This window comes from Aerosakkonema funiforme FACHB-1375 (assembly GCF_014696265.1).
GTDB classification, from domain to species: domain Bacteria; phylum Cyanobacteriota; class Cyanobacteriia; order Cyanobacteriales; family Aerosakkonemataceae; genus Aerosakkonema; species Aerosakkonema funiforme_A.
The window spans coordinates 19,696-46,349 of record NZ_JACJPW010000027.1; the positions used below are offsets into that span (position 1 = coordinate 19,696).

Here is a 26,654-nt window from a genome sequence, read left to right on the forward strand (position 1 = left end):
GTGTAAAGCCATGCAATTTTCACACAAGGCTAAATTTTGCAATTCTCTGCTACTGACAGTACCTTTAACTTTTGGGTTTGTGGGTGTTTTTCACCAGGATGTTCAAGCTGCCCCAGTCAGGCAAGGGCATCAGGTAGCCTTACTTCAAATCGATCGATCCGTTGCACTCGGAAATAGGGCGAAACCTCCCACTGTTGTCCTAGTGCCAGGTCACGGTGTAAATATCAGCTTTATTCCTACTGGGGAGATTATTGAAAAGATTTGGTTGGATAATCCGCAATATGCCACTTTAGATGTGGATGGTTGTTTGTCATCTCAGCACTCAGGTAGAAAATGCGATAGCCCAGGCGCTCAAGTAGTACACTTGCGTCGGATTGTGGATTTGAATTTTCCAGGGCTGCATTCTACTCCAGATACCACATTGACAGTTGTTACCAGAGATGCTAGTTCCGGTTCGCGATCGGGCAATCGAAGCGTTTACACTTTTCGCGTAGCTAAAGGAAGCGGCGTTCCACGTTATAGCGTTATCGAAATTGTATCCGATCAAGGACGTGCTGTTGCAAACGTCGCGAATGTTGTTAATGTGGCTAATAATTCTGCGGGTACTTCCGAAGTTTCTTCTGTTAGCTACGAGACACTTACAACTGGGATGCAAGTTGCTTTGGCGCAAGGGCTTTTGCAATATCGTTCTGGCCTTTGGTATCGAATTAACGACTTTTTGTTGCGGCTGAAGGCGGGTACACCGTTGCAAATGGCAATGGGACTTTCTGGGTTGAACGAAAGAATAGTTTCGCGTCTGCGAGATTTGGGGTCGGGTGACGGTTTGGACAGATCTCCTATCGTGCCGTCTGCACCTGTTTATTCGGAGAGAGATGCTGCGTATCGACAACCATTACCAGCTGTTCCTCCTACAAGCCGCAGGCGATCGATACCCGTCTCTGTTCCAGTTTATCAAGCGCCTCAGCAGGTTCCGGTTTATTCTCCGGTTTATCAAGCACCTCAACAAGTCCCGGTTTATTCTCCGGTTAACATCGCGCCTGTTTATCAAACTCCAAGGTTGGTGCCGCCAGCAGTGACGCCTTACCGTAGCGGCACTGCTGGCATGACGACTCCACCTTTTGTGCCAGCTGCCTATTGAGTGGGAGGGGAAGAGTATGTTGATAGCTCGTTTGATAAGGGTTTTTAACAGTGTGGGATTTAAGCGTTTCGGTCAATGCTGTTTGGGGTTTATTTTGGCTTTTGTTTTTGGTGGCCTTTTCTTTCCCAGTACAGCTCAATTTCCGCCTGCAAGTGTACCGGGTGCAGCAATTGAGATCGCAACCTTTAAAAATGCTGCAATTCCCGACTGGAGTCAGATTAGTTTTGGTTCCTTGCCAGGAGCTTTATCCGATGGAGGTTTTACAGTACCGCCAGATATCGTTTCTCAATTAGGATTCGACCCATCCCGTACTTGGGCGGCAGGCCAAAAACCTGACACTTTTCTAGGACTGGGCGATTTTGAAGAATCTTTTTATCTCCAAAAATTCAACTTAGCAACGATTGCCCAACTGGTAAGTTTAGATTTATCCAAGTTCAAGTTGTCAGATTTTGGAGCCATAAAATTCCAAAGCATTGCCAGTTTGGTTAAGGCTATTCCCACCTTGAAAAATTTTAAAATTGGAGAGGTATTGCCAATTAATGACTTATTAGCGGCTTCGCTGACCCAAGGTTTTAATCCTTCAGAAACAATTGCTCAACTTTTACAAAAGTCTCCCATATTGGGCGAACTGTCTCTGAACGATATTCCACTCGAAGCTTACCCTTTATCTGATTCAATTCCCGAATTACCAAATACTGCCCTTGGTTCATTTAAAGATTGGGAAAGAGTTTTGATTAAAGAAGTGCCTGGATTGAGTAACGTTCCTTTCAGTCAATTTCCTAATCCCATTCAAGCTGTAGGTTCTACTGTGGGTTTAGTTGATGTTGCGTTTGGAACAGCGGAACAGGAGCGAAATCGCACAATTTCAGGAAGCGATCGCCAAGGCTTTAGTGTGAAATGCGATCGCGACTGCGCCCACATCGAATTAGCTGGAGATGAAACAGTTCTGGGGAAGCAATGGATATCGGGAAAGTACCAACAAGTCAAAGGCGGACATGGCGTACTAGCGCGGGTTAACAACGGGAAAGAACCTACCGGAAGACACCCTTTTGGCAATGCTTTCAAAGTGGCGATTTGGGAAGTCAAGGAAACGACTGGCGAAGCATCTCAAGCACTCTTTTTCCGTATGTGCATGAAGTTTTTGGGCTGTACTCCGTATTTTATTGGCCCTATTCCTTGGCTCACCTATCAAGAAAAGATGCCGATTTTCTTAGGATTAATTGAACCTAGTACCAGCAATAGCGTATCAACTTCAACAGGTGCTACGCCACCACAACTCGAATCCACTGCTAACAATTCGCGTTATCAGCAAAAAGATAGCTTTCAAATTCCCAGCGCAACTAGCGGAAATTTAGGATTTCTTATTAAGGAAATCGCAGATTGCAAAGTCACCCATAATGGTGTCGTTTTAGATGCTTTATCTAAGGCTATTAGTTCTCTGGAAGGTGATTATACATCTGTAGGTTCTTACAGTTGCGATCGCGCTGGAAACTGCGGACGCGGTTTGGGAAGCAAGCAGTTTATGTCCTATCGTTCCGATGTGCGATCGCTAATTGCTGCCAAACCAGGCGGAACTGAATTTTTGTCGCGTTTGGATGGAGGTAATCTTATCACACCAGATGAGTTAATGCAATACTTCAGCCCTCAAGAACAAGAAGATTTATTTCGGTCGGATGCCAGGGTGCTGCTCGATCGTGCTACCAGTACCATCGACCCCCAAACCGGGCAACTTTTTACAGGTTCAAGATTAATTGAACGAGTGGGCCAAATGCACTTCGGCGGCTCTTCGATTCCAATAGATGCTCAAGCTAGCGATGTTTTTGGTCAATTGACTGTTAAATCCTACGGTCAGAAAACCGAAGCTAATTACGAACAAGCTTTGCAGTCAATGGGTTGTCTGTAAAGTTCCCATAATAAAGGTACGCGGTGAAGGCATTACTTCGTTTATTTCTAACGCTAACACTTGAATAGCGGGAGTATTCAAGGGAGGTTTTTGATGAAAAATGTTGAACTATTTACTAAACATAGACTTCGGGTAGTCATTGTAGCCTGCTTGATAGCGCTCTTTGCTTTTGGCTGGGGCTTTATGGCTAAGACGCAAGTAAACAAACCAACGACATTGACCTGGCAACCTGCACAGAAAGTTGTCGAAACGGCTTTGTTTCAAAAAGTTTTAAAAGAAAACTTTCAAAGCGCCAGTAATGAATCTTTCCCCAATGCAGTTAAAGTCAAAGTAGTTACTCTAGCCGCCGATCAAAAATATTTCGTCTTTGACTTCAATACGGCTAAATTGTGCGGCGTTGCTGGCTGTTTATATAGCGCCTACACAACGGATAGTCAAAGGATTTTAAGTTTAATGCTAAAACCTCAATTACCCAAAGGTTTTAGCTTGTTAGTCCAAAGCTCCGAAACGAGAAATGGGTATCCGTGTTTAGATGTATTTCAAAGAAACTCTAACGAGTTAGTCAGTAGAAGCCATTTTTGTTTTGAATCAGGACGCTTAGTGCTATTGAATCAATCGCTTAATGAGGTTAAATCGTGAATATGAAGGCTACAGTTTTAAGTCAATCGAATACTCCTAATCTTTCTAAGTTGGCTCCGACTCAACAGTTAATTCACCAACTTCAGTCCCCCAGTGGGTTGATGCTGTTAGGATGTCTGGGTTTTGCGATCGCTTTACAATTGCTAAATGGAGTTGGTAAGAAAGGCAAGCTTGCTACTGGCTACTGGGGAAGTGGAAAAGAAAAAACCCGTGCTGCTAAAGTTGCTAAAAAACAGATGCGAAAAGTGACTCGCAATAACGTCGCTCTCTATATTGGCACACCAGATCATATCAGAAAAAAGCTGCGTCAAGAGTGGGAAACTGCTGGACTGATTAAAAAGTTAAATCCTTGGCAGCAAACAATCCAAACATTCGCTGCGACACCGACTTTATACGTACCGGATGCCCAACGGGGGATTTGTGCTATAGGTGCAGCGGGTTCGGGAAAAACTTTCAGCGTGATTGACCCTTTGATTCGTTCAGCACTTGACCAAGGTTTCCCAGTCTGTCTTTACGATTTTAAATATCCGGCGCAAACTAAACGGGCTGTAGCTTACGCCATGAAGCGGGGTTATACCGTGAGAGTTTTTGCACCTGGTTTTCCTGAAAGCGAAATTTGCAATCCCCTTGATTTGATTAGAGATGAAGAAGATGCGATCGCCGCAGGTCAACTATCAATGGTTTTAAACAAAAACTTCGATAAAAGTGGAGGAACTGCTTCTAGCGATAAGTTTTTTGAGGATGCGGGAGATGCGTTAATTGAAGGCATTTTATTAGTGACTAAAGCCATTAAAACTTTGACAGGTACAGATGAATACTGTGATTTGATGATGGCACAAGCTATTTTAAGTTTGCCTAGTTTAGCTTTCAGATTAGAAGAAGCTTCTAAGACTAAACTAAAGGTTTGGACTTCTCGCCCGCTTTCTCAATTAATTAGCGTCAAAGATTCAGAAAAAACTGTTTCTGGTATCGTCGGTACAGCACAACGAATCTTTCAAAGATTTTTAAAGAAAGATTTTGTCGGGGCTTTCTGTGGTCAGACTACTTTACCTCTAGATATTGATGAAAAACAGTTAGTGATTTTCGGATTAGACCGAAACAATCGCGATATTGTCGGGCCACTCTTAGCCGCGATTCTTCACATGATTGTCAACCGGAATGTTTCGCGTACTGTGCCGCGCCAAGACCCATTAGTAGTAGCATTAGATGAGTTGCCTACTCTTTATTTACCTGCTTTAGTTAATTGGCTGAATGAGAATAGAGAGGATGGCTTTTGTGGAATTTTGGGTTATCAAAATGTTAGTCAGCTTGAAAAAGCTTATGGGAAAGAGTTAGCTAGAGCAATTATTGGGGGTACAGCAACCAAATTCATTTTTAACCCCCAAGACCCGGAATCGTCTAAACTTTTTGCTGATTATTTAGGAGAAATGGAAATTCAACTTAAGTCTAAAAGTCGCAGTACGGGCAAAGGTGGAGGTTCGAGAAGTATCAATGAAAATATTCAGAAACGGCATTTATTAGAAGCCGCCCAATTTGCTAAAATGAAAACCGGGAAGGCGGTTATTATTAACCCGGCCTATACTCGTGGCGATGAAGCTTATGTTCCTCTATTTCAATCCGTAAAAGTTCCCAAAGATGATGTCGCTGAAATGCAATGGTCTGAGGATAAATGGAACTTTATTCAGCAAAAATTGCAGCAAAGGACTTTGACTATCAGTGAGGAAGAACGGCGAGAACAATTTAACGTTCGTCGCGCTTTAGCTTCTGAGCTTTTTCCACTTCCAGACAAAGAAGAAAGTAAGAGTAATCCCGGAGCAAGTGAATTAGCAGACATATTTTAAGCAGAAAATTATGCAATTAGCACAAACATTGGAAAAATTAACTCCTTTTTGGAAAAGAGAAATTGAAAAGGCATTAGCTTTACCTCCACTGCCTTTGGATTACCAACCTAAAATAGTGGAAATTTTCGATGATTTAGGATTACTAGCTGGGAGTGTTTTAGGCGAACCTTACCAGTGTCATAGACCTGAAATAGACTTGACAAATTTCATAGCTTGGTATCTAGATGGACAGCTTGTTTTCTTCTATCTTGGCGATTCTATCGTGATAGATAGGCTCACTTTAATGGCAAAAGCGAGTAACTTACTCAATGTAATTGAAGGAGGATGAAATGCCAGATATTTTTACAGGTTCTCAAGGAGACGCAGTTAACTTAATCGAACAATGGCGGCACTTTTTAGAAGAGTTATTGAGAAGTGAAACTGAAGAATCAAACCCCGAAGCTAGAGGTTTACAAATTTACGATAATGACCGATTAGTTTATGGAATGGAAAGAGAAACTAATCAATTTAAAGATGAGGTGACTGGGTTGGTTGGACAAGTAATCAATCCAGAGTTATTAGGGCTGCTTGAAAAACTAAGAGATACGCCCGTTGGTGGGTTAATACCAGAAGCAGCTAACAAACGAATCGAGTTGGATGGGAGGATTATCTTGCAATCCGATCGCCAAGGAAAGGTAATTATTAATGAAATTATGAAGGCAAAATCTCAGGAAAATTTTACTGAACAATCTCTTTCAACAGTTGCAGAGCCAAATTCAGAATCCGTATGGTTGGAAAATAAACCTTTACCGTCACCTCCAGAAGAGGAAGATTATTACTCGCCAATTGAACTTGGTACTGATAGTTCGTTACCTATTCTAGAATCTGAAAAACTGTGGTCAAAAAGCGATCGCGAGAACAACTTACAAAATTCTTATGACCAAATCCCAATCCCAGTAGAGGCATCCAATACAGTTTATCCTCCTAACCCTGAATTATTATCAGCAATAAGAGAGGGTATAAAGAAGGGAAATTACCAAATAATTAACCAAGCTTATACTGGAGTTCCTTATCAGGAAAAACAACAACTTTTTAACTCGTTAACTCCAGAGGAACAAAAAGAAGCCAGATTGCTCAAACTCATCCATCAAGTAGAAGAACTTTCTGGTATAACTGATGGTTCTATTCATAATTTCGTGCGGGAGGCGATGCAGAAACAATCTAAATCCCAACCAGATATAGAACATAAAATTGAACAAGCTAGTGAAAAATCGCAGAGTATTTCTGGTTATGAAAAAGTTCAGCGATCGCTTGCCGCACTTCCTCAAACGGCTTCCGTTCAAATGGCTGCCAATTATAGCACTGAAATGCAAACTTTATTAGAGACAATTCAGGAACAAAATCAACAGATTAATTCTTTGCAGAATTCAGTTAGCCAAATGCAGCAGTTAATCACTGCACGGGTTGAACAGCCTACTCAATTTTCCTGGTGGCAGCAAGCTAAACAAACTGTCACGAACCTCTGGGAAGACTTTAAACGCCGGGAAGAATGCCACACTTATGCAAATGCTATTCGCAGTTTCTACAGCCAAAAAGTACCCCCCGATAGGTCAACTATTTATGTTGCTAATTATGTCATTCAAAGAGATGGGAAAAACTACACGCTTAGCGATCGAGATGGGCAAACAGTTCTCAAGTTTCGCGCTAGTGGTTTGGGTGTACGTGTTGATTCCAATGTTCGACTTCACCCTGAACAAGAACGAGATTTGACTGAACTGGTAATGGCACAAATTAAAGGTAGACAACCGGGTGGTGCGTTTGCCGTTGTCGGACAGCAGGAAGTGGATTATTATCTGCGAATTCAAAAGCTTTCTAGCGCTTTGGTAAATTATGCAAAATCCCAAAATAGTGCAGTAGAAATTGATGGAAAGCTTTCTTATAAATGGAAGGCTACCACGGAGGGAGTTGTGGAAATTCACTCTAAAGATGGGCGGGGTTTATTGTTAGTTCAGTCTGGTGGCAAGATGGTTACTCAACTATCTGAACGTGATTTAGCTTACTTTGAGGCTATTTTACCGAAACTGCGAGCGCCAGGAATATCCTTACAACCGAAAAAAGAAAAATCGCGAGACAAGGAAATTGGTGATTAATTCACAGAAGCATGAAGAAAATCGCATCTAAGCTAACACTTAGTTACTCAAGTATTGATATTATGCTGTGACTTGAAGAAGATTTTGGCCAGGTTTTGTCAGAAGAAATTGGCCAACTATAAAGCTGAAAGGCTGATTCCATCGTTAAATAAGAAGCAGATTTGGAGCCAGTTCGGAAGAAGAAAGTGGTCACAAATACAGTAAAAATGGTGCAGCCAACTTCAACTCCCTCAAATAACCCGCCACTTAATGGCGAAGATCCTTAGTTTGCCTCCATGTCATTTTCCGGCCTTTTTTGGAATGTAAAGTTGACCAGCTATCTTTGGAACGTAAAGTTGGCCACCCTGGCCAATTTCTTCTTCAAGTCACATATGCTTTAAGGATTAGATTTTAATTCACAATGCCTATACCATCCGAAATTTTAGCTCTCATTGACCGACTAAATCAGGAACTAGAGCAAACTGAACGAGATGCTACAGAGGGGCTTTCCTTAGTCAGACAAAGATTGTCCCGCTGACCAGACAACATTGTACTTACTCAATTTTTTGCTGCTTTGAGTAATATCCTGCTTTTTGTAGAAATATATCGAGGCAGAATTCAGAGTATTGTCGATCGCATCTCGCCAGAAAATGTACCTAACGAAATAATTCAGGAGGCGGGAGAAGATCTGGGAATCATCCTGGGGCGGGTATTGGATGGACATATTATTCCGCACCAAACTCAATATGATCTCTCACGATGCTACACTTTCCGTTTCTGCCCAATCAGCCCCAAACTCACATTTCATATATTTAACAACCCATTGTTTAGGCTTATGATTTTTTCCAGCAATAATATTTAAATATTTACGATATTTCGCTTCTGATACCGGAGTTGGATTATCGCCAAAAATTGCGCCTCTAGCCCAATCTTCAGGGGGGTAAGCACTATTTTCATATTCCTCTCGCCAACGTTCTGCTGCCCAAGCTGGAGAAAAACCTTTAGCAAATGCTTCGTTTAACTTTTGGCGATAAAAATAGAATTTCTGACGGTCTTCATCTCTAATCATCCGTTCTAAAGCTTGGATTGGGGTCAGCTTTTCTCTTGGTACAAAATCATAACCGCACTGGCGACAACGAGGAGTTGCAATCCAAGTTAATGCACCACAGCCACCCAATTCCACCGGGCAAGTTTTCATCGGAATTTCGCCGGATTCTGTTTCTACAGATTCATTTAAATTTACCTCTCGAAAATCTTCAATAAACCCAAATCTTTTCACTAATCCTGCTTGGTCTAATACTAAACAATCTGTTTTATTTGGTGATATTCTTAAACCTCTACCTACTTGTTGAAAATACTTGGCTCTGCTTTTAGTTGGTCGGCATAAAAGTACCGCAGATACTTTTGGATCGTCATAGCCTTCTGCTAAGGATTCACAAGAAGCTAAAACGCTGATTTCTCCTTTAGATAATTTTTCATAGTAAATATTTCTTTCTTTAGGCGACATCGACCCATCTACGTGAGCGGCTGGAACTCCAGCATCTCGAAATGAAGATGCGATCGCGCGAGCATGAGCTATACTAACTGCAAAGGCAATGGTTGCCCGACCCGCCGCCAAACGCTGCCATTCTTTTACTGCGGCTGCGATCGCTTCTGGTACATTGCATTTTAGTTCCAAATCTTGAATGGCAAAATCCCCGTTTTCTTCTCCTACTTCTGATAAATCCAATTCACCATTACTGTAATAAACTGGTCGAGTTAAAAATCCCCATTTAATTAACTGTTCTGGAAAAGGTGCAATAACCAATCCAGTAAAAATATCTCCTAATTCTTCTTTCTTAGCAAGACGAAATGGGGTGGCAGTTAGTCCAATATATATGCAGTTATTAGAAGGAATACTTGTACAATTTTTGAGTTTAGGAAAGCGTTTGAGCATTACGCTTGTGAAGCTGGTTAAATGGCATTCGTCGCAGATAACTAAATTGGGTCTAAACCATTCGTCTATTTCCCGATAAGCTAAAGTTTGTACCGAAGCTATTTGGATTCGATTTTGTCTTTCTTCTTTGCGTCCTCCTGCTATTACTCCGCAATTAATACCAAACTTGCCAAATTTTTCTAAAGTTTGCTGAATTAAAACATCTCGATGCACTACAAATAAAACTCGTTGACCTTTCAAAAAAGCGTTATAAACAATCTCTGCTGCCACGATCGTTTTTCCTGACCCCGTAGCAGCGACGATCAGGTTGCGTTGGTGTCCGGCTTGAATTTGGATGTTTAAATCTGATATTACTTGTTTTTGGTAATCTCGCAGTTTTGGTAGAGTCTTATTTTCTAAAGTTTTCGAGTGATCCTGGGCTTTCAAATAACTTCCCTCCCCGAATATCTTTTCAACTGTCGCGGTAATATTAAATAAGTTAAAAGCCCATTCAATGCTTGCTGGTGAAGCACTGATAAATTAATTAATAAATACAAAAATGAAACCAGGAAATGCTAAATAAATTTAGCGCCTAGACTAATTTAAGATTATAAATACAAAAATACAGCCGTTTTTTTATTCATTTAATCTTACGTTGGGCTGAGATAATGCACGTAAAACTAAAATTGAAAAGCTTACCTAAGAAATACAATTGCTATGTCTTAGGTAAGAAATTTGCGGCGCTCGTTTGATGCTCTGTACCTTATCATTAACCGTTATACAGTGCTGGTTTCAATCTCTTGGCACAGATGCGAGATGATTTAGTCCTTAATAGTTGCCAGGGCTAATTCATTATATAAGGCTGAAAATAGTGTCAAAATCGTAAGTAATTAACCTTCATGCAGTGGTCAAAGAAGAATAACCCTTGTTACGCAAGGTATGGAGTATGGGAACTATCGGTTTTTACACAAGCTCCTTAGTATCGCTAGTAGCTAGTATGGCGGACAAAATCCCGTGCTAACTTGGAAAGGGCGACAGTTCATTTCAATCAAGTGTTTGGAGAGAAAGACTAGATAAGGATACGGTCATAAGTCAGCTGATTGCTGAACAGATAAAGGCTTCGGAGCGCATATTAAGTTTTTTTGAGTGATTTAACCAGGGAGTTTGAAACCAGTGAAATCGAGACAAGAAGGCCACAATTTACCTTGCGCGGTTATACTTACTGCTATTCGTGTTGAGTTTAAAGCTGTTTGCACTCACTTAACTGACCTCCAGGAAGAGGAACACCCGGAAGGAACCATTTACGAGCTTGGAAACTTCTCATCCAACGGTTGTTCCTGGCGAGTAGGAATTGTTGAAATCGGGGCAGGCAATGCTGAAGCCGCTGTTGAAACTAAACGAGCCATCGACTATTTCAAGCCAAACGTTGTACTTTTCGTTGGGGTAGCAGGCGGAATCAAAGATGTCAACCTCGGTGATGTGGTAGCCGCAACGAAAGTTTATGGGTATGAGTCAGGAAAAGTTGTAGAGGAGACTTTCCTACCGAGGCCAAACGTAAGTCTCGTGAGTTACCGCCTGGAACAGAGAGCTAAGGCTGTGGCGAGGAAGGAAGATTGGTTAGAGCGGATTAGAGAACCCATCCCAACACAGAAACCTCGTGCTTTTATTGGAGCCATAGCCGCAGGTGATAAAGTGGTGGCTTCGACGAGTTCTGATGTCTATCAGCTCCTCCGTTCAAATTACGGTGATGCGCTGGCAGTGGAAATGGAGAGTCACGGGGTTCTCAAAGCTGTTCGTGCCAATCCAGAAATAAACGCACTAATTATTCGTGGTATTTCTGATCTAATTGAGGGTAAGAGCAACGCAGATGCGGCTGGCTCTCAGGAGACTGCTGCACGACACGCTAGTGCTTTCGCTTTCGAGATTCTGGCGAAGCTTACTCTAGACGAAGTGCGCGACACAGAAGCTAGGGATAGAGATACAGATGGTTTGAATTCTCAATCATCAACTGTCCACAATTTCACCAAGGTCGCAGAGAACGCTGCGGTAATTAACCAGGGTGGAGTTAATACTACTAACTTCAACAATCCTGTTTTTTGACTGGGTTCGCCCGACCGGGAGCGGGCAAAGTTAAATCCCCCTACTGAATTAAAAGATCTAGCTGGGCTTTCCAGAGGACGGTGCATATCCCTCTGGCAAGCTGCTGGAGTACCTCGAACTGAGGCTATTGCACTTGCTGATGATTTATCTATTGGAGCAGCTTGGCCTGAGTTACAACCTGATGATGGCAAGCCACTTATTTTACTAATTGGAGAATTCGGTGCAGGCAAGTCACTAATTGCGGAGCGTCTCTTTCAGAGGGCAATTAAGCAAGCCTGCGAGAGTGCCAATGCTCCTGTGCCTGTATATTTGAAAGCGCAGAAGGTTGCAGGGCAGCTACAACAAGCTGTAGAAGCACAAATAAGTAAATTGGGAAAATCACTCTCCCAAGGTGCTGCAATAATCGTTGATGGAGCCGATGAAGCGGGAAGTCGTCTTGCAGCCGATTTGCTTTATGAAGCTCGCATTCTCGTTAACGCATGGGCGAAAACTACTGTGGTTATCACCAGTAGACCAATTCCCATCCTAGTTGAATCGGAAGAGGCTGTTAAAGTTCCTTTAATTTCCGATCAGGATGCTTATGCTCTCGTTGAGAGGTTTTCAGGACAGCAGATTACGCCATATGTGACTTTTAAATGGCCGCAATCTGTTCATAATGCTATTCACCGACCTTTATTTGCCATCCTGCTTGGTATTTACCTACGAGACCGAAACATGATGGCACCCAACTCTGAAGGGGAATTGCTCTCAAATCTTGTTGAGCGTTCCCTCCGACAGGCAAGAGCGAGTAACCCCGATGTTGAGCAAGTATTACAGCGCCTTGCAGCTCTTTCTACCGATCGCACAACGGGTCTAGTCTCTAGAACTGAGGTCGCATCAACATCAAAATTACAGATGCTTTTAGATTCAGGGTTAGTTATTGAAGATGCTGGAAATATTAGTTTCCCACTGCCTATACTATCTCAGTGGTTTGCAGCGCACAGCTTAGCTGCTGGTATCCCTGACCCCAATGACCTCACAAATGACCTTGAAAGACTGGAACGTTGGCGGTATCCATTAGCTATCTTTGTTGGTTACTTCGACCATGACACAGTATCAAAACTACTTGTACCACTTGCTGAGAAGCATCCTGCTTTTACCGCAGAGATTGTCAATGAAGAACTAGCGAGAACAGGTTGGAATTATACACAGAAAATTTCTTTACCACTATTAGATGAATGCGGACAGCGAATAAGGACTGCTATGCAGGCATGGGTAAAGGGAAGCGACACACTTTCCCCGGTGATTGCACCTGTAAGGAAGGACGGCACACTCCAGCCTATTGGTATACAAATACAAACAGAGGAAGGGCGGCTTAAAACTGCCTGGTATCGTGGGAATGAGACTCTAGCTAATATCGTTAAGTTGCCTTTGTCTGAATTGCCATCTTTTCCGAATTGGCCTCAAGTTCGCCAAGGTAAGCCTAGCCACAAGTCGCCTTGGGCTTGGCAATGGACGTTACATGAGCTAGTTACTTCGCTCTCCAAATTATTGCAAAATCGTATGCTACCAGTTACGGATGGGACTCTTTTACGGGAAGCTGTTTGGCAGACAGCACTAAAGGTAACTCGACGTGAAATTTTTTATCAGAATCCTATCCCTTTCAACGAAATTGAGAAATGTATCTCCAGCTTACCGTGGAATATTTTTCACTCACGAATGAATGAGCAAATGCGTAGACACTATCTCAATCAACTCACAACAGAAGTGAATCGTCTTCGTGAGATTGGAGAAGCGGAGTTGCGTCCTCCTTGGCCTGGTCCAGACTGTAGGTTCAAAGGTGGATGGATTTGGGAAAGCTACAGTCAACAGCAAATCTTAGCTCGTGCCAAGGCTGTGTATGCAGGAGCGATTGAGGGATACCAGCAACTTGTCAGTACATGGTTTCCCAAGTTTGCACCTCATTTGGCAACGGCAGTAACACTCCCTGCCCGTCTTGTTGGTGTAATCGTTCTACCCAAGCCAGATGATGAACTAAAAGGGATTCTCGGTTTAGAGTGGTATTTCGAGGCTCTACCCTATGAGCAACAAAGTTACGTTGACTTTCGTATTGGTGAAGACGGTCACTTTATGGGAGATAGCAGCTTACATTCAAGATTGGACAAACGGCTACTTTCCCTGCGTCCCGAAGCAGCTCGGTGGATTAGGACTTCAATACATTCAGCAATACTGGATGTATTTAAACCTACCTCGGCAACAGAGTTAGCCTACAAATGGTTGTGGGATGACTTAAAGCGAGTTTCTTGGGTAGATGGTCTTCTTGGTAACGCTCCTTTATAAAGTGTGACTTGAAGAAGATTTTGGCACTAAAGCAACGCTGGGGTACTTTGCAAAAAGTCTTAAGTTCAGCATCCAGATTAGAGAAAATTGTCAGCGATATTCCTATTAGACTTTGAAACCAAAGACCGTTTACAAAATGGTCGGGGCAATACTCTGCTGGTAGCAGGTACTATCTACCAAGCCTGCAAATATTATGAGTTATTCCAGAATCGAGGCTTTAAAAAATGTGCGATCGTCACTTCATACGATGGCTCTCTCCAAAGTATAAAAGGCGAAACCACTGACACAGATGAATACACCGAAAAGCTGCGGCAGTATGAAATTTACCAAAAAATGTTGAACGGTAAAACCCCCGAAGCTTTTGAGGAGGAAGTCAAAAACAAATTTGTGAAAGAACCCGCCCAAATGAAGCTGCTGATCGTAGTGAATAAACTCCTGACAGGTTTCGATGCGCCCTCTGCCACCTATCTCTACATCGATCAATCCATGAGAGATCATGGATTATTTCAGGCAATTTGTCGCGTTAATCGACTCGATGACGACGATAAAGAGTATGGTTACATTATCGATTACAAAGACCTGTTCAAAAGCCTAGAAAAATCCGTTCAAGACTACACTGCCGAAGCATTTGAAGATTACGATCGAGGGGATGTAGATGGGTTGTTGAGCGATCGCTTAGAAAAGGGAGTCGAACGCCTAGAAACTGCCAGAGAAAGCATCAAAGCCCTGTGCGAACCTGTAGAACCGCCGAAAGATACCCTTGCCTACATCCGCTATTTCTGTGGTTCCAACACCGAAGACCTAGACTTAGTAAAAGAACACGAACAAAAGCGAGTTAGCCTCTACAAACTCACCGCTTCTCTAGTTCGAGCTTACGCTAACCTAGCAAACGATATGCTAGAAGCTGGCTATTCATCTGCTGAAATTGAAACAATAAAACAAGAAGTCAAATATTACGAACAAATTCGCGCCGAAGTAAAACTTGCCAGTGGGGATGCGATCGACCTGAAAGCTTATGAACCCGCCATGCGCCACCTGATCGATATTTACATTGGCGCAGAAGAGAGCGAAGTGCTTTCCACTTTCGACGATATGACGCTGATTGAGTTGATTGTCGATCGCGGCAAGGATGCAGTCAATACCCTACCCAAAGGCATCAGACAAAACCCAGAAGCCGTTGCCGAAACCATCGAGAACAATCTACGCAAAGTCATCATCGACCAACGTCCCACCAACCCCAAGTATTTCGGCACAATGTCGGAACTCTTGGATGAACTGATTCAGGAACGCAAAACAGCCGCTCAGGAGTATGAGGACTACCTGAATAAAATTGTGACTCTCAGCCGACAAGTTACCCAACCTGCAACCTCAACCCAGTACCCTCAATCTCTGAATTCTCCCGCCAAACGAGCGTTATACGATAACCTAGACCAAAATGAGGCTTTGGCATTGGCGATCGACAATGAAATTCGCCAATTCACAATGTTAATGAACCGATTCCTTCCTAATTGGCGTTTCTATAAAGATGAATTGAACCGCTCTCCACTGGAAAACTGACAACTACGGCATCGAGTTTGTAATTGCGATCGCCTGTTGTACCATTACTCCAGTTATGGCGAGTTAATACTGCTTGATATGGGTGCGATCGAACCTATGAACCTAATCAACAAAGACTACCACGTACAAATCCAACAGCATACTATAGAGAGATTAGTAGACAAATACGGCATCGAGTCCGTAATTGCCAGACTATCAGAATATTGTCAAACCCAAGCTATGATGACCTCTGGGAACATTTACGAATACTGGCAGGACATTGCCGAAGTGCTATCGCAAATTCCAGAAGGATGGGACGTTGAGTGATGAGCGAACTGGAAAATTACCTCGACTCACAAGGGCGCATTACCGAATGGCCTTCTAAACGCAACAAGGGTAGCTTCCAACAACTGGTACTGGAATACTTGGCCGAGCGTTTTGAGGTTGGGATTACCTACTCCGAAAAAGAAGTTAATGCCCTGCTAAACCAGTATCACAATTTCAACGATCCAGCGCTCTTGCGCCGAGAGATGATCGAACGTCGCTTACTGGAAAGGACGCGAGATGGCAAAGCTTACTGGCGCACTGCTACACCATCCTCATGCGATCGCACCTAAGTAACTCTATCCTGTATTTAGCCTTCTCCACTTGAATCAGAAACCAGTGCTTCTATCTGCGCTAACAACTTCTCCAAATCTTTCTCCTTTTGAGGATCGTCCCAAACTTTTGATTTCTTTAACAGGCGATAAGTTGTATCAACTCGACTTTTCAGAGTGGGATTTTTTTCCGAATTAGTCACTTGAGGACGATTGAGTGCCGCTATCTTTTCCTTGATTTGAACTAACGACAAGTCAAGCTCAACCGCTTCATCCAACAAGCTACGCCGCGCAAGAGCGTCTTTCACCCTGGCAATGACTTGCGCTTTAGTATAGGCAATATCACCCTTTCGCAGTGCTTCCTTAATTTCCTCTGGCAGTTTCAGTAACGGCAACCGAGTAGTAATGAAAGATTCCCAACTGACTAAACCCAAGGAATCAAATAAAGACTGAATCGCTTGACCTTCGGAGTTAGTCAAAACGTTTTGACTAACCAAGCCGCTGTTTTCATTTCGCATTCGGTAAAGTCGATTCGTTACCTCTGGTACTTCCATCTCTAACTTGAAAGATAGCAATTGCAGAATCCCTTCCGTCTCCTCAACTGGGCTGAGGTCTTCCCGTTGTAGGTTTTCAATCAGCGAGAGTTGCAAAGCTTCAATATCAGTCAGTTGGCGAATGGTAACCGGAACCTCAGTTAACCCAGCCGCTTTTGCTGCTCGGTAACGTCTTTCTCCGGCTACCAATTCGTACTGGTTAAGTTGTTCGGGTAGTGGACGCACCAGTAATGGCTCCAAAATGCCGTGAGAGCGAACGGATTGAGTGAGTTCCTCTAGTTTTTGCGAATCGAAATAGCGTCGGGGCTGGCTTGCAGGTAAGGCGATCGCAGTTATCGGTAAAGACTGGGGGTTTTCCATCAGGGTGGAGGCTTCCTCTTCTCCAAACACAAATTGTTTGAGACTGCGCCTATTTGCCGCCATTTAAGACCTCCAAGGATTCTTTAAATAAGGATTCGTAATCTTTGGCAGCTTCTTTGGCGGCTACTCCTGATAATTGGAAAACGGTGCGCTCTTGTCCGGGCGCATCCGCTAGACACTGCCGTTGGTAGATGGTGGTAGAAAGCAGGGGAAAGTTGCTTTCTTTGAGCAGTTGTTTGGCTTCTTGTAATAATAGAGTTCCTTTGGTAGCACGGCTCAAAAACATGGCAGCTTTAGGCATTCCGACTCTCAGTTCTTGGGCGTGTCGGATAAACCGGAGAATTTTCGTGCTGCTATGGAGGTCAAGACCCGAAGGTTGACAGGGAACGAGTGCTAAGTCACACCGAGCCAGTATAGCTTTAGTAACTTCGCTGAGGCTACCGGGGCCATCTACTACTACAGATGTGTATTTTTCCGCTAGTTCGGGGAGTACTTCAAATAATTCTTCTGGGTCGCTGACTACTTGGTAGGGCATATCCAATGCTTTGAGCCATGTCGAACTACTTTGTTGGGCGTCGGAGTCTACTAGCAGTACATCTCCTCGTTTTTTGAGCCAGTAAGCCATGTGTACGGCTGTGGTCGATTTGCCCACTCCGCCTTTTTGATTTGTGAAGGATATAATCATGGTTGCGAATTTTACAAAAATAATAAACTTTTGAAGTGAATAATAAAGTGCTTGTTTACCTATCGCGCTCTCGTAAATAGTGTTGGGCTAGATAAAATTTAAAGCGGTTTACGAGTCCGATCGCACGCAGCCATTATAGATGAAAAAACCACTTCCTCTTTCCTTCTGCTCTGAAACCCTCGTGCCTTCTACCGTGTTTATTAGGAGAAAACAGAAGCACAAGGTTAAACTTTAATCGCTTTATCGCCGTCCTTGCATGGCTTCCTCAAAAATAACCCATTTTCCTGTAGCGTTAGGGCCAACCAGCATTGAGTGAGGGTTAGTGTTCCGATAAAGGTGCGAGTATCGTTGTGCTGTAATGCGTATCCGGTTCCCTTCGGGGCGATAGCGAACTTGGGAGTAGGTATTGCGATCGCCCCTGGTTCTAGCAAGGGGTAGGGAAGTGAGCATTAGTTGGCGAAAATTTTCAAAAGACAAATTCATCCTCCTCATCTGCCCGTTGCTATAATGCACGGTCATGTAAATTTTTGCAGTTGGGTCATATAAATTTAGCAGGGCTGGGTCAAAATTCGAGCTTAATCTCTGATACTGTTCAAACAACTGTCTCGCTGCTGCCTCTTGGGAAATCTTGTTCCCTGTTAGTATCTGATCGGGTTTCGCCCCTTTGATTTGCTCTAACGTCGAGAGATGGTTTCGTATACTACTGGCCAAGTTATTCAAATTAGTAGCCCTAGTTAAAAGGACATGAGCTTCTACTGGGGGAGTCTGCATCAAACCCATTATTGTTAGAAGGATTGAGCATTTACCAAACCGTTGGCTTTGAGTTAGTAAAACTGATTTTTGCATGACCATAAAGTTGTTTCCGCTTCTGTGGTGATTTAGCGCCATAATTAGAGATTAGCGTTAGATAATACAAATCTCTAGCAAATTAAAGTTATTTAATCGGAAATTTCATGGTAAATAGTACTTCTTCGCCTACACTTCCCTTTCTCTACGTTGGTAAAATGACCCAGCAGCAGCTAGAACGCCACCTATGGGGTGCGGCGGATATTCTGCGGGGGAAAATTGATGCGGCAGACTTTAAGCACTACATTTTTGGGCTGCTGTTTTTCAAGCGGTTGTGTGATGTTTGGCAAGAAGAATATGAGGAAAGACTGAAACTCTATAATGATGAAGAATTAGCTGCTGACCCGGAGGAACACCGCTTTCATATTCCACCGGGGGCATTTTGGCACGATGTCCGCAAACATTCTACTAATATAGGCGAACATTTAAATAATGCGTTCCGGGCGATCGAAGATGCAAATACTCGGCTGCGCGGCGTGTTTCAGGATGTAGATTTTAATAATAAACAACGTTTTCCTGATGCTACTTTAGAATTATTGCTGCAACACTTTAGTCAGCATCGCTTACGAAAGTGTGATGTAGAAGCGGATTTATTGGGTAATGCTTATGAATATTTAATTGCTCAATTTGCCTCGGATGCAGGGAAAAAAGGCGGGGAATTTTATACTCCTAAAATGGTGACGCGGTTAATTGTTGAATGCTTGCAACCAAATGAAGGCATGACTATTTATGATCCGACTTGTGGTTCTGGGGGTATGTTATTAGAGGCAGTACATTATCTGGAACGTCAAGGAAAGAATGCCAAGTCGTTGCAGTTGTACGGGCAAGAAATGAACCTCAACACTTGGGCAATCTGCCAGATGAATTTATTTTTACATGATATTGATGATGCGTTTGTTAGTCATGGCGATACTTTAAGCAACCCGAAACATTTAGTAGTAGAAAATAGTAAAACCCTGAAAACTTTTGACCGAGTGTTAGCGAATCCGCCCTTTTCTTTAAAAAATTGGGGATATGAAGATTGGAAAGATAAAGATAAATTTAGCCGGGATATTTATGGTTGTCCGCCTAAATCTTATGGGGATTTGGCATTTGTGCAGCACATGGTTGCTAGTCTTAATGTTAAAGGTGTGCTGGGTGTAGTGCTACCTCACGGCATACTGTTTCGGGGAGGTGTAGAAGCGAAGATTCGCGAGGGTTTGTTGAAAGATGATTTAATTGAGGCGGTGATTGGTTTAGCACCAAATCTATTTTATGGAACGGGTATTCCGGCTTGCGTGTTAATAATTAATCGGCAGAAAGTAGCTAGTCGTCAGAAGAAAGTGCTGTTTATTAATGGTGCTGAGGAGATGGTAGAGGGGAAGAATCAAAATACTCTCTCCCAGACGAACCTGCAACGACTGGCGCAGGCGTTTTATGGGTTTAAAGATGAGGAACGATTTGCGCGAGTGGTGGAGTTTGAAGAGATTAAGAAAAATGATTTTAATCTCAATATTGCGCGATATGTGCAAACAGCAGAAGAAGAGCAGGAAATTGATGTGGCGGCTGAGGTGGAAGTGTTAAAAGAGTTGTTAATTAAGCGGGATGAAGCGGAAAAGAAAATGCTCAGTTTTTTGGATGAGTTGGGTTATGGGTCTTAATAATGTTTGGTAGGGATAGATTAGTTGAATAACAAATACTATTTTTACGGGTGTAGGGAGTGAGTGAGTTATCCAAAGAGGAAATTTATCAGGAGATTGGCAAAATTATTGCTGATTTTACCCTTTATGAATGTGATGATTGTGTTAGGGCGATAATGCAGTGGTTAGCAGAAAATAAAATTGAGGGAAAGATTATTAAACTGAAGAGTAAATACAATGAAGATTTTATTCTCAGTGAACGCTTGGAACGTCAAGGAATTACGGAGGCAATTACTATTAACGGAAGACATTATGGTGTAGAAGTTTTGGGTTTGGTATTTGATAATATTTCAACAACGGGGATGACGTTAGAGGATTGGCGGAAAGATTTTCACTGTCCTAGTGAAGAATTTATAATAGAATCCATAGATAGTTTATAAAGATGAGTTTAGAAAGGGGAGAAAATTATGAGCGGAATGTTTGAAATCCTGGAAAAGATTAAAACTAGACCTGGGATGTATATTGGTCGCGCTTCGGTGAGCGATTTGTTTATGTTTTTGGTGGGTTATAAAACAGCTAGGCGCGAGTTAGGGATTGAACTCAGTGAGGAAGAAAAGGAATTTGCCGAACATTTCCATGATTGGGTACAACAACGTTTTAATGTGCGGACTAATAACTCTTGGGCAAAAATTATTTTGTTATTTACTCGCGATGAAAAGGATGCTTTTGAATGTTTTTATAAGTTGTTGGATGAGTTTAAGCAGCGAGATAAAAGTTTAGATGAAAATGGGAAGAAGATCATTGAAAGTTATTCGGTAGTTAATAAGGTAGCTGAGGAAGTTGGATAAAGTTTATATGAAAATGTTCAAGTTTGAATTTAGGGAGTAATTGGATTATGATTCCTGATGGCTGGAAGTCTATAACAATTGGCGATTTAACTTCTTCTCATTCCTATGGGCCGAGATTTCACGCTAAAAATTATGATGAGAACGGAAACGTTAAAACTATAAGAAATACAGATGTTACAGCAGAAGGAGAAATTCTTTATACTCAAGCACCAATTGCTTCTCTAGAACCTGAGATAATTGAACAACACGCACTCAAAACAGGTGATTTAATTGTTATCACTACAGCAGATTGTGGTCTTTCTGCAATTTTTAAAGAACAGGATATTCCATATATTCCTAGCGCTTATGCTGTCAGATATAGGCTAAACCAAAATGTATTGCCTCTATTTATAAAGTATTTCATGCACACAAAACTTGCTCAAAAGCAAGTTGCTCAATTCGTAAGGAAGGGGACGGTAGCAAATCTACCTGGATCTGATGTATTGAAAATCAAGCTAGTTCTTCCTCCTCTGTCTGAACAAAAGAAAATTGCTGAGATTTTGGGGAGTGTGGATGAAGCGATCGCATCCACTCAAGCAGTCATCGACCAAACCCGCAAAGTCAAGCAGGGTCTACTTCAGCAACTCCTGACCAAAGGTATTGGTCACACGAAATTTAAGGAAAGTGCGATCGGGAAAATTCCTGAAAGCTGGGAAGTAGTTCCATTTGATAGTCTGGCGCTAATTGGGCCACAAAACGGAATCTATAAATCTAAAGACGATTATGGTTCTGGAGTACCTATGATTGACATGGGTGCAATATTTGGTTCAGATATTATCGAAGAAGTTGAACGGCGATGTGTTCGTTTAACAGAAGATGAATATGAAAAATTTGCTCTAAAAGAAGGGGACTTATTATTTGCCAGGAGGTCTTTGGTTGCTGAGGGTTCTGGCAAATGTTCCATACTAGGATATCACAATATAGAACCAGTTTTTGAGTCTTCAATTATCCGATTTCGTCTTAAGCCTAATTTAGGTAATCCTCTTTTCTACTTTTATTATTGGGAAAGTCCTCTTGGTAAAAAGCAAAGGCTAGAAATTACTCGCCAGGTTGCAGTAAGCGGTATAACGGGAAAAGATTTAAGTAAATTACTTGTTCCATTACCCCCTATCAACGAACAAATTAGGATTAGTAAAATTTTGAAAAATATAGATAAACAAATTGATAGTAATGATTTAACAATTAACCAGCTTAACTTGCTAAAACGTGGCCTAATGCAAGACCTCCTAACTGGAAAAGTTCGCGTCAAATAAACCTCATTAATCTAATTCAAATCAACCCCTATGAACGAATCAAAAATCATCACCATTGAACCTGAAAAACGCAGCGGTAAACCCTGCATTCGGGGAATGCGAATCACCGTTTATGATGTCCTCTCTTACCTCGCTTCAGGAATGACCTATCAAGAAATTCTCGAAGACTTTCCCTATCTCACCCAAGAAGACATATTAGCCTGCCTCAGCTACGCCGCCGACCGAGAACGGCAAACCTTAATTGTTAAAACATAAAATTATTATTCGCTCACAACTTAGGCATTTTTACCCTGTATTAAAAACCGATAAAAACTCTCAAATATTATGATAAAAGCCACCGAATACACCTTAGTTGAAAAACCCTGCCTTGACACCTTAGTAAACCTTGGCTACACCTATCTCCCACCCGCCCAAAATAAAACCGCCAGAGATAGCCAAAACCAAGTAATTCTCAAAGACATCTTCATTCAATCCATCCAAAAAATCAACAACATCCCCCAAGAAGCCGCCAACGCCACCTATCAAGACATACTCGCCATCACCGACAACGAAGAATTTACCAATCTTTTACGCGGTAACTATTCCCGCAACATCCCCGGCGTAGCCACCAAAAAAACCATCCGCCTGATTGACTTCCTCGAACCAAAAAACAACACCTACACCGTCACCAATCAATTTTACATTAAATCCCAACATTTCCGCATCCCCGATATAGTAATATTTATCAACGGTATTCCCTTAGTAGTAATAGAAGCCAAAAAACCCTTTATCGCCAAAGATAAAACCGGAGAAGCCTTCGACCAAATCAAACAATACGAACGCGACATTCCCCGCCTATTCTATTCCAACATATTCAACATTATCACCAACGGCGAAAACTTTCTTTACGGTGCCACAGGCGCAACATCTAAATATTGGGCAGAATGGAAAGACCCCTATCCCAAACAAGATAGCGACTTTCAAACCTCCTACCAAAAAGCCTTGTGGTGCTTGTTAGAACCCACCCGTTTATTAGACATCCTCGCCCATTTCATCGTCTTCGAGAAACGCGAACAAAAAGTCATCAAAAAAATCTGTCGCTACCAACAATATCGCGCCGTAAATAGAATAGTAGACCGAGTAATAAATAGCCAACATCGCAAAGGATTAATTTGGCATACCCAAGGGTCAGGAAAATCCCTGACAATGGTATTCGCCACCTTAAAACTCAAAACCCACCGCACCTTTACCAGTCCCATTCTCGAAAATCCTAACATATTAGTCCTCACCGACCGCATAGATTTAGACGACCAAATAAGTAAAACCTTCCAAGCTTGCGGACTTCCCAACCCCACCCGCATCGACTCCGGTGAAACCTTAAATACTGCCATTCATACTAACAACTTCGGCTTAACATTACTCTCCACAATCTTCAAATTCGACGGTTCCAAACAACCAATTCCTCACAGTCAAAACTGGATTATCTTAGTAGATGAATGCCACCGCACCCAAGAAAAAGACTTAGGTGCATACCTGCGTGCAACTTTACCAAATGCCTGCTTTATCGGCTTCACCGGAACCCCAATTAAAACCACCGATAAAGACACTTATAAAAACTTTAGTCCCCCCAACGAAGGTTACTTAGACCGCTACAGCATTGATGACGCAGTAGCAGACGGCGCAACCGTCCCCATCCGTTACACCAGTCGCAAAACCGAATGGCAAGTAGAAGCTAAAAAATTAGATATCCTTTTCGACCAATGGTTTGCCAACGAACCCGAATCAGTCAAAAATAGAATCAAAACCAGAGGAGTCAGCGTCGCCGAATTAGTCAAACATTCCCAACGCATTGAACTTCTCGCCTACGACATTTGGGCACACTTTCGCACCCATTGCATCCCCGAAAACTTCAAAGCCCAAATAGTCGCCATTGACAGAGAAGCCGTAATTCTCTACAAACGCGCCTTAAATCAAATTATTACTAAATACTTAAAAAAACAAGGATTTGATACCGAAACAGCCGCAACATGGGCGGATGCCATGAGTGTTCCCATTTACTCATCCAACCAAGAAGATAATAAACCCAGCGAAGACCCTTATTTAGAAAAACTCCGCCAAGATTTACAACATTACGCCTTAGATAAAAACGCCGAAGTTACCGCCATAAATCGCTTTACTGGTGATGATGCCGAATATGAAACCAAAGTGCTTTCAAAAGCAGCACCTCCCGTTTATTTTCTCATCGTTTGCAACAAACTTTTAACCGGATTCGACGCACCAAAAGAAAGCGTCATGTACCTAGATAACCCCTTAAAAGAACATAACTTATTACAAGCCATTGCCAGAACCAATCGCGTTTGTGGCAACCATAAAGAATTCGGCTTAATAGTTGATTATATCGGCATTACCCAACAACTCACAGAAGCCCTCGCCTCTTACCGAGAAGCCGATGTAAAAAACGCCATGTTAAACCTAGACATAGAAAAAGCCGCATTAAAAACCGCCCATGCCGAAGTAATAAAAATAGTCAATCAAATCCCCCGCAATACATACAATTTGCGCCAAGAATACGACACCTTAATTCAACAACTAAAAACCGTAGATTCCTGGTACGAATTCCACCGCAAAGCCAAAACCTTTATCAAAGCTTACGACAGTCTCAGCCCCGACCCAGAAATACTCAAATACACCGCTGATTTAAAATGGATAGCCGGATTCTTACCATTAGGAACCCTACATTTTGAGAAAAAAACCTCTACCCTCCCCCGCGATGTCAGTGCCAAAATTCGCCAAATGTTAGAAGAACATCTCAGCGTCACCGGAATTAGCACCCTCTGCCAATTAAGACATATTACCGACCCCGAATTTTGGCAAGATTTCAACTTAGCTGAAACTCAAGATATCCAAACCGCAGCCGTCCGTAAAAGCGCCGAACTCAAGAAAATCATCCAACAAAAAACCGAAGAAAACCCTTTACAATACAGTTCCTTTTCCGACCGAATTTTAGAAATATTAAACCGCTTTGAAACCGGACAACTCGCCGCCGCCGAAACCCTGAAACAATACGAACAAATCATCCGCGAATTACTAGCAGAAGAACAAGCACACCAAAGTAGCGGACTGAATAAAAACGCTTATGGTATACTGAAAATACTAGAAAATTTTATTCCCGCAAATAAGACAGATTTCGCGGCTAACTTAGAAGCAGCCGCCCAAACAATAGATGCCCTTTATTCTAGCAATGACTTCGCCCCTCCCGGTTGGCATTTAAAAGATCAACAGCGCAAAGAATTGCGCCAACAAGTTCGGGCTTTAGTTTTTCAATTAGGATTAGAAAATTGGAAAGATATCCCTAACAAAGTTGATGAATATGCTTTAAAGCACTATCTTTAAATTTGAAATTTTTTTAACTAGAAACTGTATTTAGCCTCCGAAAATTCCAAGGAGGAAGAAACGTTTTCCCTTCTAAAAGGGATATAAAATCTTTCAGGGCAATATTCAAAATCTATAACAAATGCAGAGTTTATGATATTAAATAAGGATTCATTTTGTTCAATTCCATATTGAGCGGAAAACATCACTACTACAGCCCCAACAGCGTGAACTGCATTTAATAACGTTGCTCGATTCAGATGAGCTTCTCTGTCATGTTTTGTAGCGTTATAGGCATCATACCAGTAAAGCGATTTTGTCGGTCTGTTTACATTCCAGCAACTAAAAGGTTTAAATGAGGGAAAATTTGGATACCATCGGAGAGCTAATTCATAATTGGCTAAACACATAGGCTCAAGAAGCTTTACATAATCGTTCGTTTTATAGCGATTTTTGGTATATTCATGTTCTTTTAGTATACCCACCCAAGAAGTTTCTACTTCCATACAAGCAAGTAGTAGTAGCTCACGTATTTTATGCCCGAAAGAAAAAAGATTTTTACGGCATGGTTCTACTGTTAAAAATAACTCTTGCATTTTTCTTATCAGTAATTCAATGACAATAAGAGATTGGGTAAAGCCTTCAGGATTAGATATAAGTTTTTTCCTCGGCAGATAATCTGGAGGATGCCACATTCGCTTATAAAATTGGCCAGGTTGATGCTTTGATAAACGAATATCAGTTGCCTTAAAATGCTCTTTAATCCAATCCTCTAGCGTTGGATATCGGCTTGTTTTTTTTTCTGTTCTAGGTAAAGCATTAAGTTTCACTTTGCCTGGTAAGGCATAGTAATAATCATTATCTTCATAGGCAAAAGCGTATGAAGTATAAAAAGGCCCATAATAATAGGGATCGGATAGATCCCTTAGAGTAATATTAGGTTTAAAAACCAATAATTTATTCACTTCTAATAAATTTTCTAAATTTGTATAGTATTATAGCAT

General features: G+C 42.0%; 22 protein-coding genes and 1 pseudogene. 17 read left to right on the plus strand and 6 right to left on the minus strand.

Features of this window, described 5'->3' with window-relative positions:
* Positions 1-10 precede the first annotated feature (10 nt).
* The 6 genes from H6G03_RS12295 (at position 11) to H6G03_RS12320 (ending at position 7,650) form a co-directional block, all read left to right on the plus strand.
* The gene (locus H6G03_RS12295) at positions 11-1,138 is read left to right on the plus strand and encodes a hypothetical protein (RefSeq protein WP_190464664.1); all 1,128 of its coding nucleotides are present in this window, start codon (positions 11-13) and stop codon (positions 1,136-1,138) included.
* Positions 1,139-1,154: 16 nt separating this feature from the next.
* Positions 1,155-3,041: a hypothetical protein gene (locus H6G03_RS12300; protein ID WP_190464665.1), complete on the plus strand. Its 1,887-nt coding sequence runs from the start codon at positions 1,155-1,157 to the stop codon at positions 3,039-3,041.
* Positions 3,042-3,134: 93 nt separating this feature from the next.
* Positions 3,135-3,680 (plus strand): hypothetical protein, encoded by a 546-nt coding sequence (locus H6G03_RS12305; protein WP_190464666.1) that lies wholly within the window; start codon positions 3,135-3,137, stop codon positions 3,678-3,680.
* 2 nt (positions 3,681-3,682) lie between these two features.
* Positions 3,683-5,521, plus strand: coding sequence for a type IV secretory system conjugative DNA transfer family protein (locus H6G03_RS12310; protein WP_190464710.1), 1,839 nt, complete (start codon positions 3,683-3,685; stop codon positions 5,519-5,521).
* Between the two features lie 10 nt (positions 5,522-5,531).
* A complete protein-coding gene (locus H6G03_RS12315; protein WP_190464667.1) occupies positions 5,532-5,849 on the plus strand; it encodes a hypothetical protein in 318 nt (105 codons plus the stop codon).
* A 1-nt stretch (position 5,850) separates the two neighbouring features.
* Positions 5,851-7,650, plus strand: a complete 1,800-nt coding sequence (locus H6G03_RS12320; RefSeq protein WP_190464668.1) for a hypothetical protein — start codon at positions 5,851-5,853, stop codon at positions 7,648-7,650.
* 490 nt (positions 7,651-8,140) lie between these two features.
* Here the strand turns inward: H6G03_RS12320 and H6G03_RS12325 are convergent, their stop codons facing one another.
* Together H6G03_RS12325 and H6G03_RS12330 are read right to left on the minus strand one after the other, a co-directional pair.
* Entirely contained in the window at positions 8,141-8,353 is a 213-nt protein-coding gene (locus tag H6G03_RS12325) for a hypothetical protein (RefSeq protein ID WP_190464669.1), read from the minus strand.
* Positions 8,354-8,383: 30 nt separating this feature from the next.
* On the minus strand, positions 8,384-9,991 hold the full coding sequence (locus tag H6G03_RS12330; protein ID WP_190464670.1) for a DEAD/DEAH box helicase: 1,608 nt from the start codon (positions 9,989-9,991) through the stop codon (positions 8,384-8,386).
* 726 nt (positions 9,992-10,717) lie between these two features.
* On the opposite strand from H6G03_RS12330, the gene H6G03_RS12335 reads away from it, so the two are divergent.
* From H6G03_RS12335 to H6G03_RS12355, 5 genes and pseudogenes are all read left to right on the plus strand, one after another.
* Positions 10,718-11,644, plus strand: coding sequence for a 5'-methylthioadenosine/S-adenosylhomocysteine nucleosidase (locus H6G03_RS12335; RefSeq protein ID WP_190464671.1), 927 nt, complete (start codon positions 10,718-10,720; stop codon positions 11,642-11,644).
* A gap of 297 nt (positions 11,645-11,941) precedes the next feature.
* Positions 11,942-13,963 carry an NACHT domain-containing protein gene (locus H6G03_RS12340; protein ID WP_190464672.1) on the plus strand — a complete coding sequence of 674 codons (2,022 nt, stop codon included), beginning with the start codon at positions 11,942-11,944 and terminating at the stop codon, positions 13,961-13,963.
* A gap of 26 nt (positions 13,964-13,989) precedes the next feature.
* Positions 13,990-15,436 (plus strand): annotated as a pseudogene (locus H6G03_RS12345) (type I restriction enzyme subunit R domain-containing protein); the annotation flags it as partial.
* A gap of 120 nt (positions 15,437-15,556) precedes the next feature.
* Complete coding sequence (locus H6G03_RS12350) at positions 15,557-15,826, plus strand: hypothetical protein (RefSeq protein ID WP_190464674.1); 270 nt, start codon at positions 15,557-15,559, stop codon at positions 15,824-15,826.
* Positions 15,826-16,116 (plus strand): DUF2087 domain-containing protein, encoded by a 291-nt coding sequence (locus H6G03_RS12355; RefSeq protein ID WP_190464675.1) that lies wholly within the window; start codon positions 15,826-15,828, stop codon positions 16,114-16,116. Before H6G03_RS12350 ends, H6G03_RS12355 begins: the two co-directional genes overlap by 1 nt.
* Before the next feature lie 17 nt (positions 16,117-16,133).
* Here the strand turns inward: H6G03_RS12355 and H6G03_RS12360 are convergent, their stop codons facing one another.
* The 3 genes from H6G03_RS12360 to H6G03_RS12370 form a co-directional block, all read right to left on the minus strand.
* Complete coding sequence (locus H6G03_RS12360) at positions 16,134-17,072, minus strand: ParB/RepB/Spo0J family partition protein (protein ID WP_190464676.1); 939 nt, start codon at positions 17,070-17,072, stop codon at positions 16,134-16,136.
* Positions 17,059-17,694, minus strand: coding sequence for an AAA family ATPase (locus H6G03_RS12365; RefSeq protein ID WP_190464677.1), 636 nt, complete (start codon positions 17,692-17,694; stop codon positions 17,059-17,061). Before H6G03_RS12365 ends, H6G03_RS12360 begins: the two co-directional genes overlap by 14 nt.
* 240 nt (positions 17,695-17,934) lie before the next feature.
* Positions 17,935-18,546 (minus strand): hypothetical protein, encoded by a 612-nt coding sequence (locus H6G03_RS12370; RefSeq protein WP_190464678.1) that lies wholly within the window; start codon positions 18,544-18,546, stop codon positions 17,935-17,937.
* Between the two features lie 101 nt (positions 18,547-18,647).
* On the opposite strand from H6G03_RS12370, the gene H6G03_RS12375 reads away from it, so the two are divergent.
* From H6G03_RS12375 to H6G03_RS12400, 6 genes are all read left to right on the plus strand, one after another.
* Positions 18,648-20,180, plus strand: a complete 1,533-nt coding sequence (locus H6G03_RS12375; protein ID WP_199315270.1) for a type I restriction-modification system subunit M — start codon at positions 18,648-18,650, stop codon at positions 20,178-20,180.
* Between the two features lie 59 nt (positions 20,181-20,239).
* The gene (locus H6G03_RS12380) at positions 20,240-20,599 is read left to right on the plus strand and encodes a papain fold toxin domain-containing protein (protein ID WP_190464679.1); all 360 of its coding nucleotides are present in this window, start codon (positions 20,240-20,242) and stop codon (positions 20,597-20,599) included.
* Between the two features lie 27 nt (positions 20,600-20,626).
* Positions 20,627-21,007 carry a hypothetical protein gene (locus tag H6G03_RS12385; protein WP_190464680.1) on the plus strand — a complete coding sequence of 127 codons (381 nt, stop codon included), beginning with the start codon at positions 20,627-20,629 and terminating at the stop codon, positions 21,005-21,007.
* Positions 21,008-21,054: 47 nt separating this feature from the next.
* The gene (locus H6G03_RS12390; protein ID WP_190464681.1) at positions 21,055-22,299 is read left to right on the plus strand and encodes a restriction endonuclease subunit S; all 1,245 of its coding nucleotides are present in this window, start codon (positions 21,055-21,057) and stop codon (positions 22,297-22,299) included.
* Between the two features lie 30 nt (positions 22,300-22,329).
* Positions 22,330-22,554, plus strand: coding sequence for a DUF433 domain-containing protein (locus H6G03_RS12395; RefSeq protein ID WP_190464682.1), 225 nt, complete (start codon positions 22,330-22,332; stop codon positions 22,552-22,554).
* A 69-nt stretch (positions 22,555-22,623) separates the two neighbouring features.
* Positions 22,624-25,671, plus strand: a complete 3,048-nt coding sequence (locus H6G03_RS12400; RefSeq protein ID WP_190464683.1) for a type I restriction endonuclease subunit R — start codon at positions 22,624-22,626, stop codon at positions 25,669-25,671.
* Positions 25,672-25,688: 17 nt separating this feature from the next.
* On the opposite strand, the gene H6G03_RS12405 is transcribed toward H6G03_RS12400, so the two are convergent.
* The gene (locus H6G03_RS12405; RefSeq protein ID WP_190464684.1) at positions 25,689-26,615 is read right to left on the minus strand and encodes a hypothetical protein; all 927 of its coding nucleotides are present in this window, start codon (positions 26,613-26,615) and stop codon (positions 25,689-25,691) included.
* Between the last annotated feature and the right edge of the window lie 39 nt (positions 26,616-26,654).

What these genes read in the sequence shown, in the direction of transcription:
- H6G03_RS12305 (WP_190464666.1), top strand. Translation starts at nt 3,135, where the DNA reads ATGAAAAATGTTGAACTATTTACTAAACATAGACTTCGGGTAGTCATT.
- H6G03_RS12365 (WP_190464677.1), bottom strand. Translation starts at nt 17,694, where the DNA reads ATGATTATATCCTTCACAAATCAAAAAGGCGGAGTGGGCAAATCGACC.
- H6G03_RS12375 (WP_199315270.1), top strand. Translation starts at nt 18,648, where the DNA reads ATGGTAAATAGTACTTCTTCGCCTACACTTCCCTTTCTCTACGTTGGT.
- H6G03_RS12385 (WP_190464680.1), top strand. Translation starts at nt 20,627, where the DNA reads ATGAGCGGAATGTTTGAAATCCTGGAAAAGATTAAAACTAGACCTGGG.
- H6G03_RS12400 (WP_190464683.1), top strand. Translation starts at nt 22,624, where the DNA reads ATGATAAAAGCCACCGAATACACCTTAGTTGAAAAACCCTGCCTTGAC.
- H6G03_RS12300 (WP_190464665.1), top strand. Translation starts at nt 1,155, where the DNA reads ATGTTGATAGCTCGTTTGATAAGGGTTTTTAACAGTGTGGGATTTAAG.
- H6G03_RS12390 (WP_190464681.1), top strand. Translation starts at nt 21,055, where the DNA reads ATGATTCCTGATGGCTGGAAGTCTATAACAATTGGCGATTTAACTTCT.
- H6G03_RS12325 (WP_190464669.1), bottom strand. Translation starts at nt 8,353, where the DNA reads ATGTCCATCCAATACCCGCCCCAGGATGATTCCCAGATCTTCTCCCGC.
- H6G03_RS12310 (WP_190464710.1), top strand. Translation starts at nt 3,683, where the DNA reads ATGAAGGCTACAGTTTTAAGTCAATCGAATACTCCTAATCTTTCTAAG.
- H6G03_RS12355 (WP_190464675.1), top strand. Translation starts at nt 15,826, where the DNA reads ATGAGCGAACTGGAAAATTACCTCGACTCACAAGGGCGCATTACCGAA.
- H6G03_RS12320 (WP_190464668.1), top strand. Translation starts at nt 5,851, where the DNA reads ATGCCAGATATTTTTACAGGTTCTCAAGGAGACGCAGTTAACTTAATC.
- H6G03_RS12295 (WP_190464664.1), top strand. Translation starts at nt 11, where the DNA reads ATGCAATTTTCACACAAGGCTAAATTTTGCAATTCTCTGCTACTGACA.
- H6G03_RS12370 (WP_190464678.1), bottom strand. Translation starts at nt 18,546, where the DNA reads ATGGTCATGCAAAAATCAGTTTTACTAACTCAAAGCCAACGGTTTGGT.
- H6G03_RS12360 (WP_190464676.1), bottom strand. Translation starts at nt 17,072, where the DNA reads ATGGCGGCAAATAGGCGCAGTCTCAAACAATTTGTGTTTGGAGAAGAG.
- H6G03_RS12395 (WP_190464682.1), top strand. Translation starts at nt 22,330, where the DNA reads ATGAACGAATCAAAAATCATCACCATTGAACCTGAAAAACGCAGCGGT.
- H6G03_RS12315 (WP_190464667.1), top strand. Translation starts at nt 5,532, where the DNA reads ATGCAATTAGCACAAACATTGGAAAAATTAACTCCTTTTTGGAAAAGA.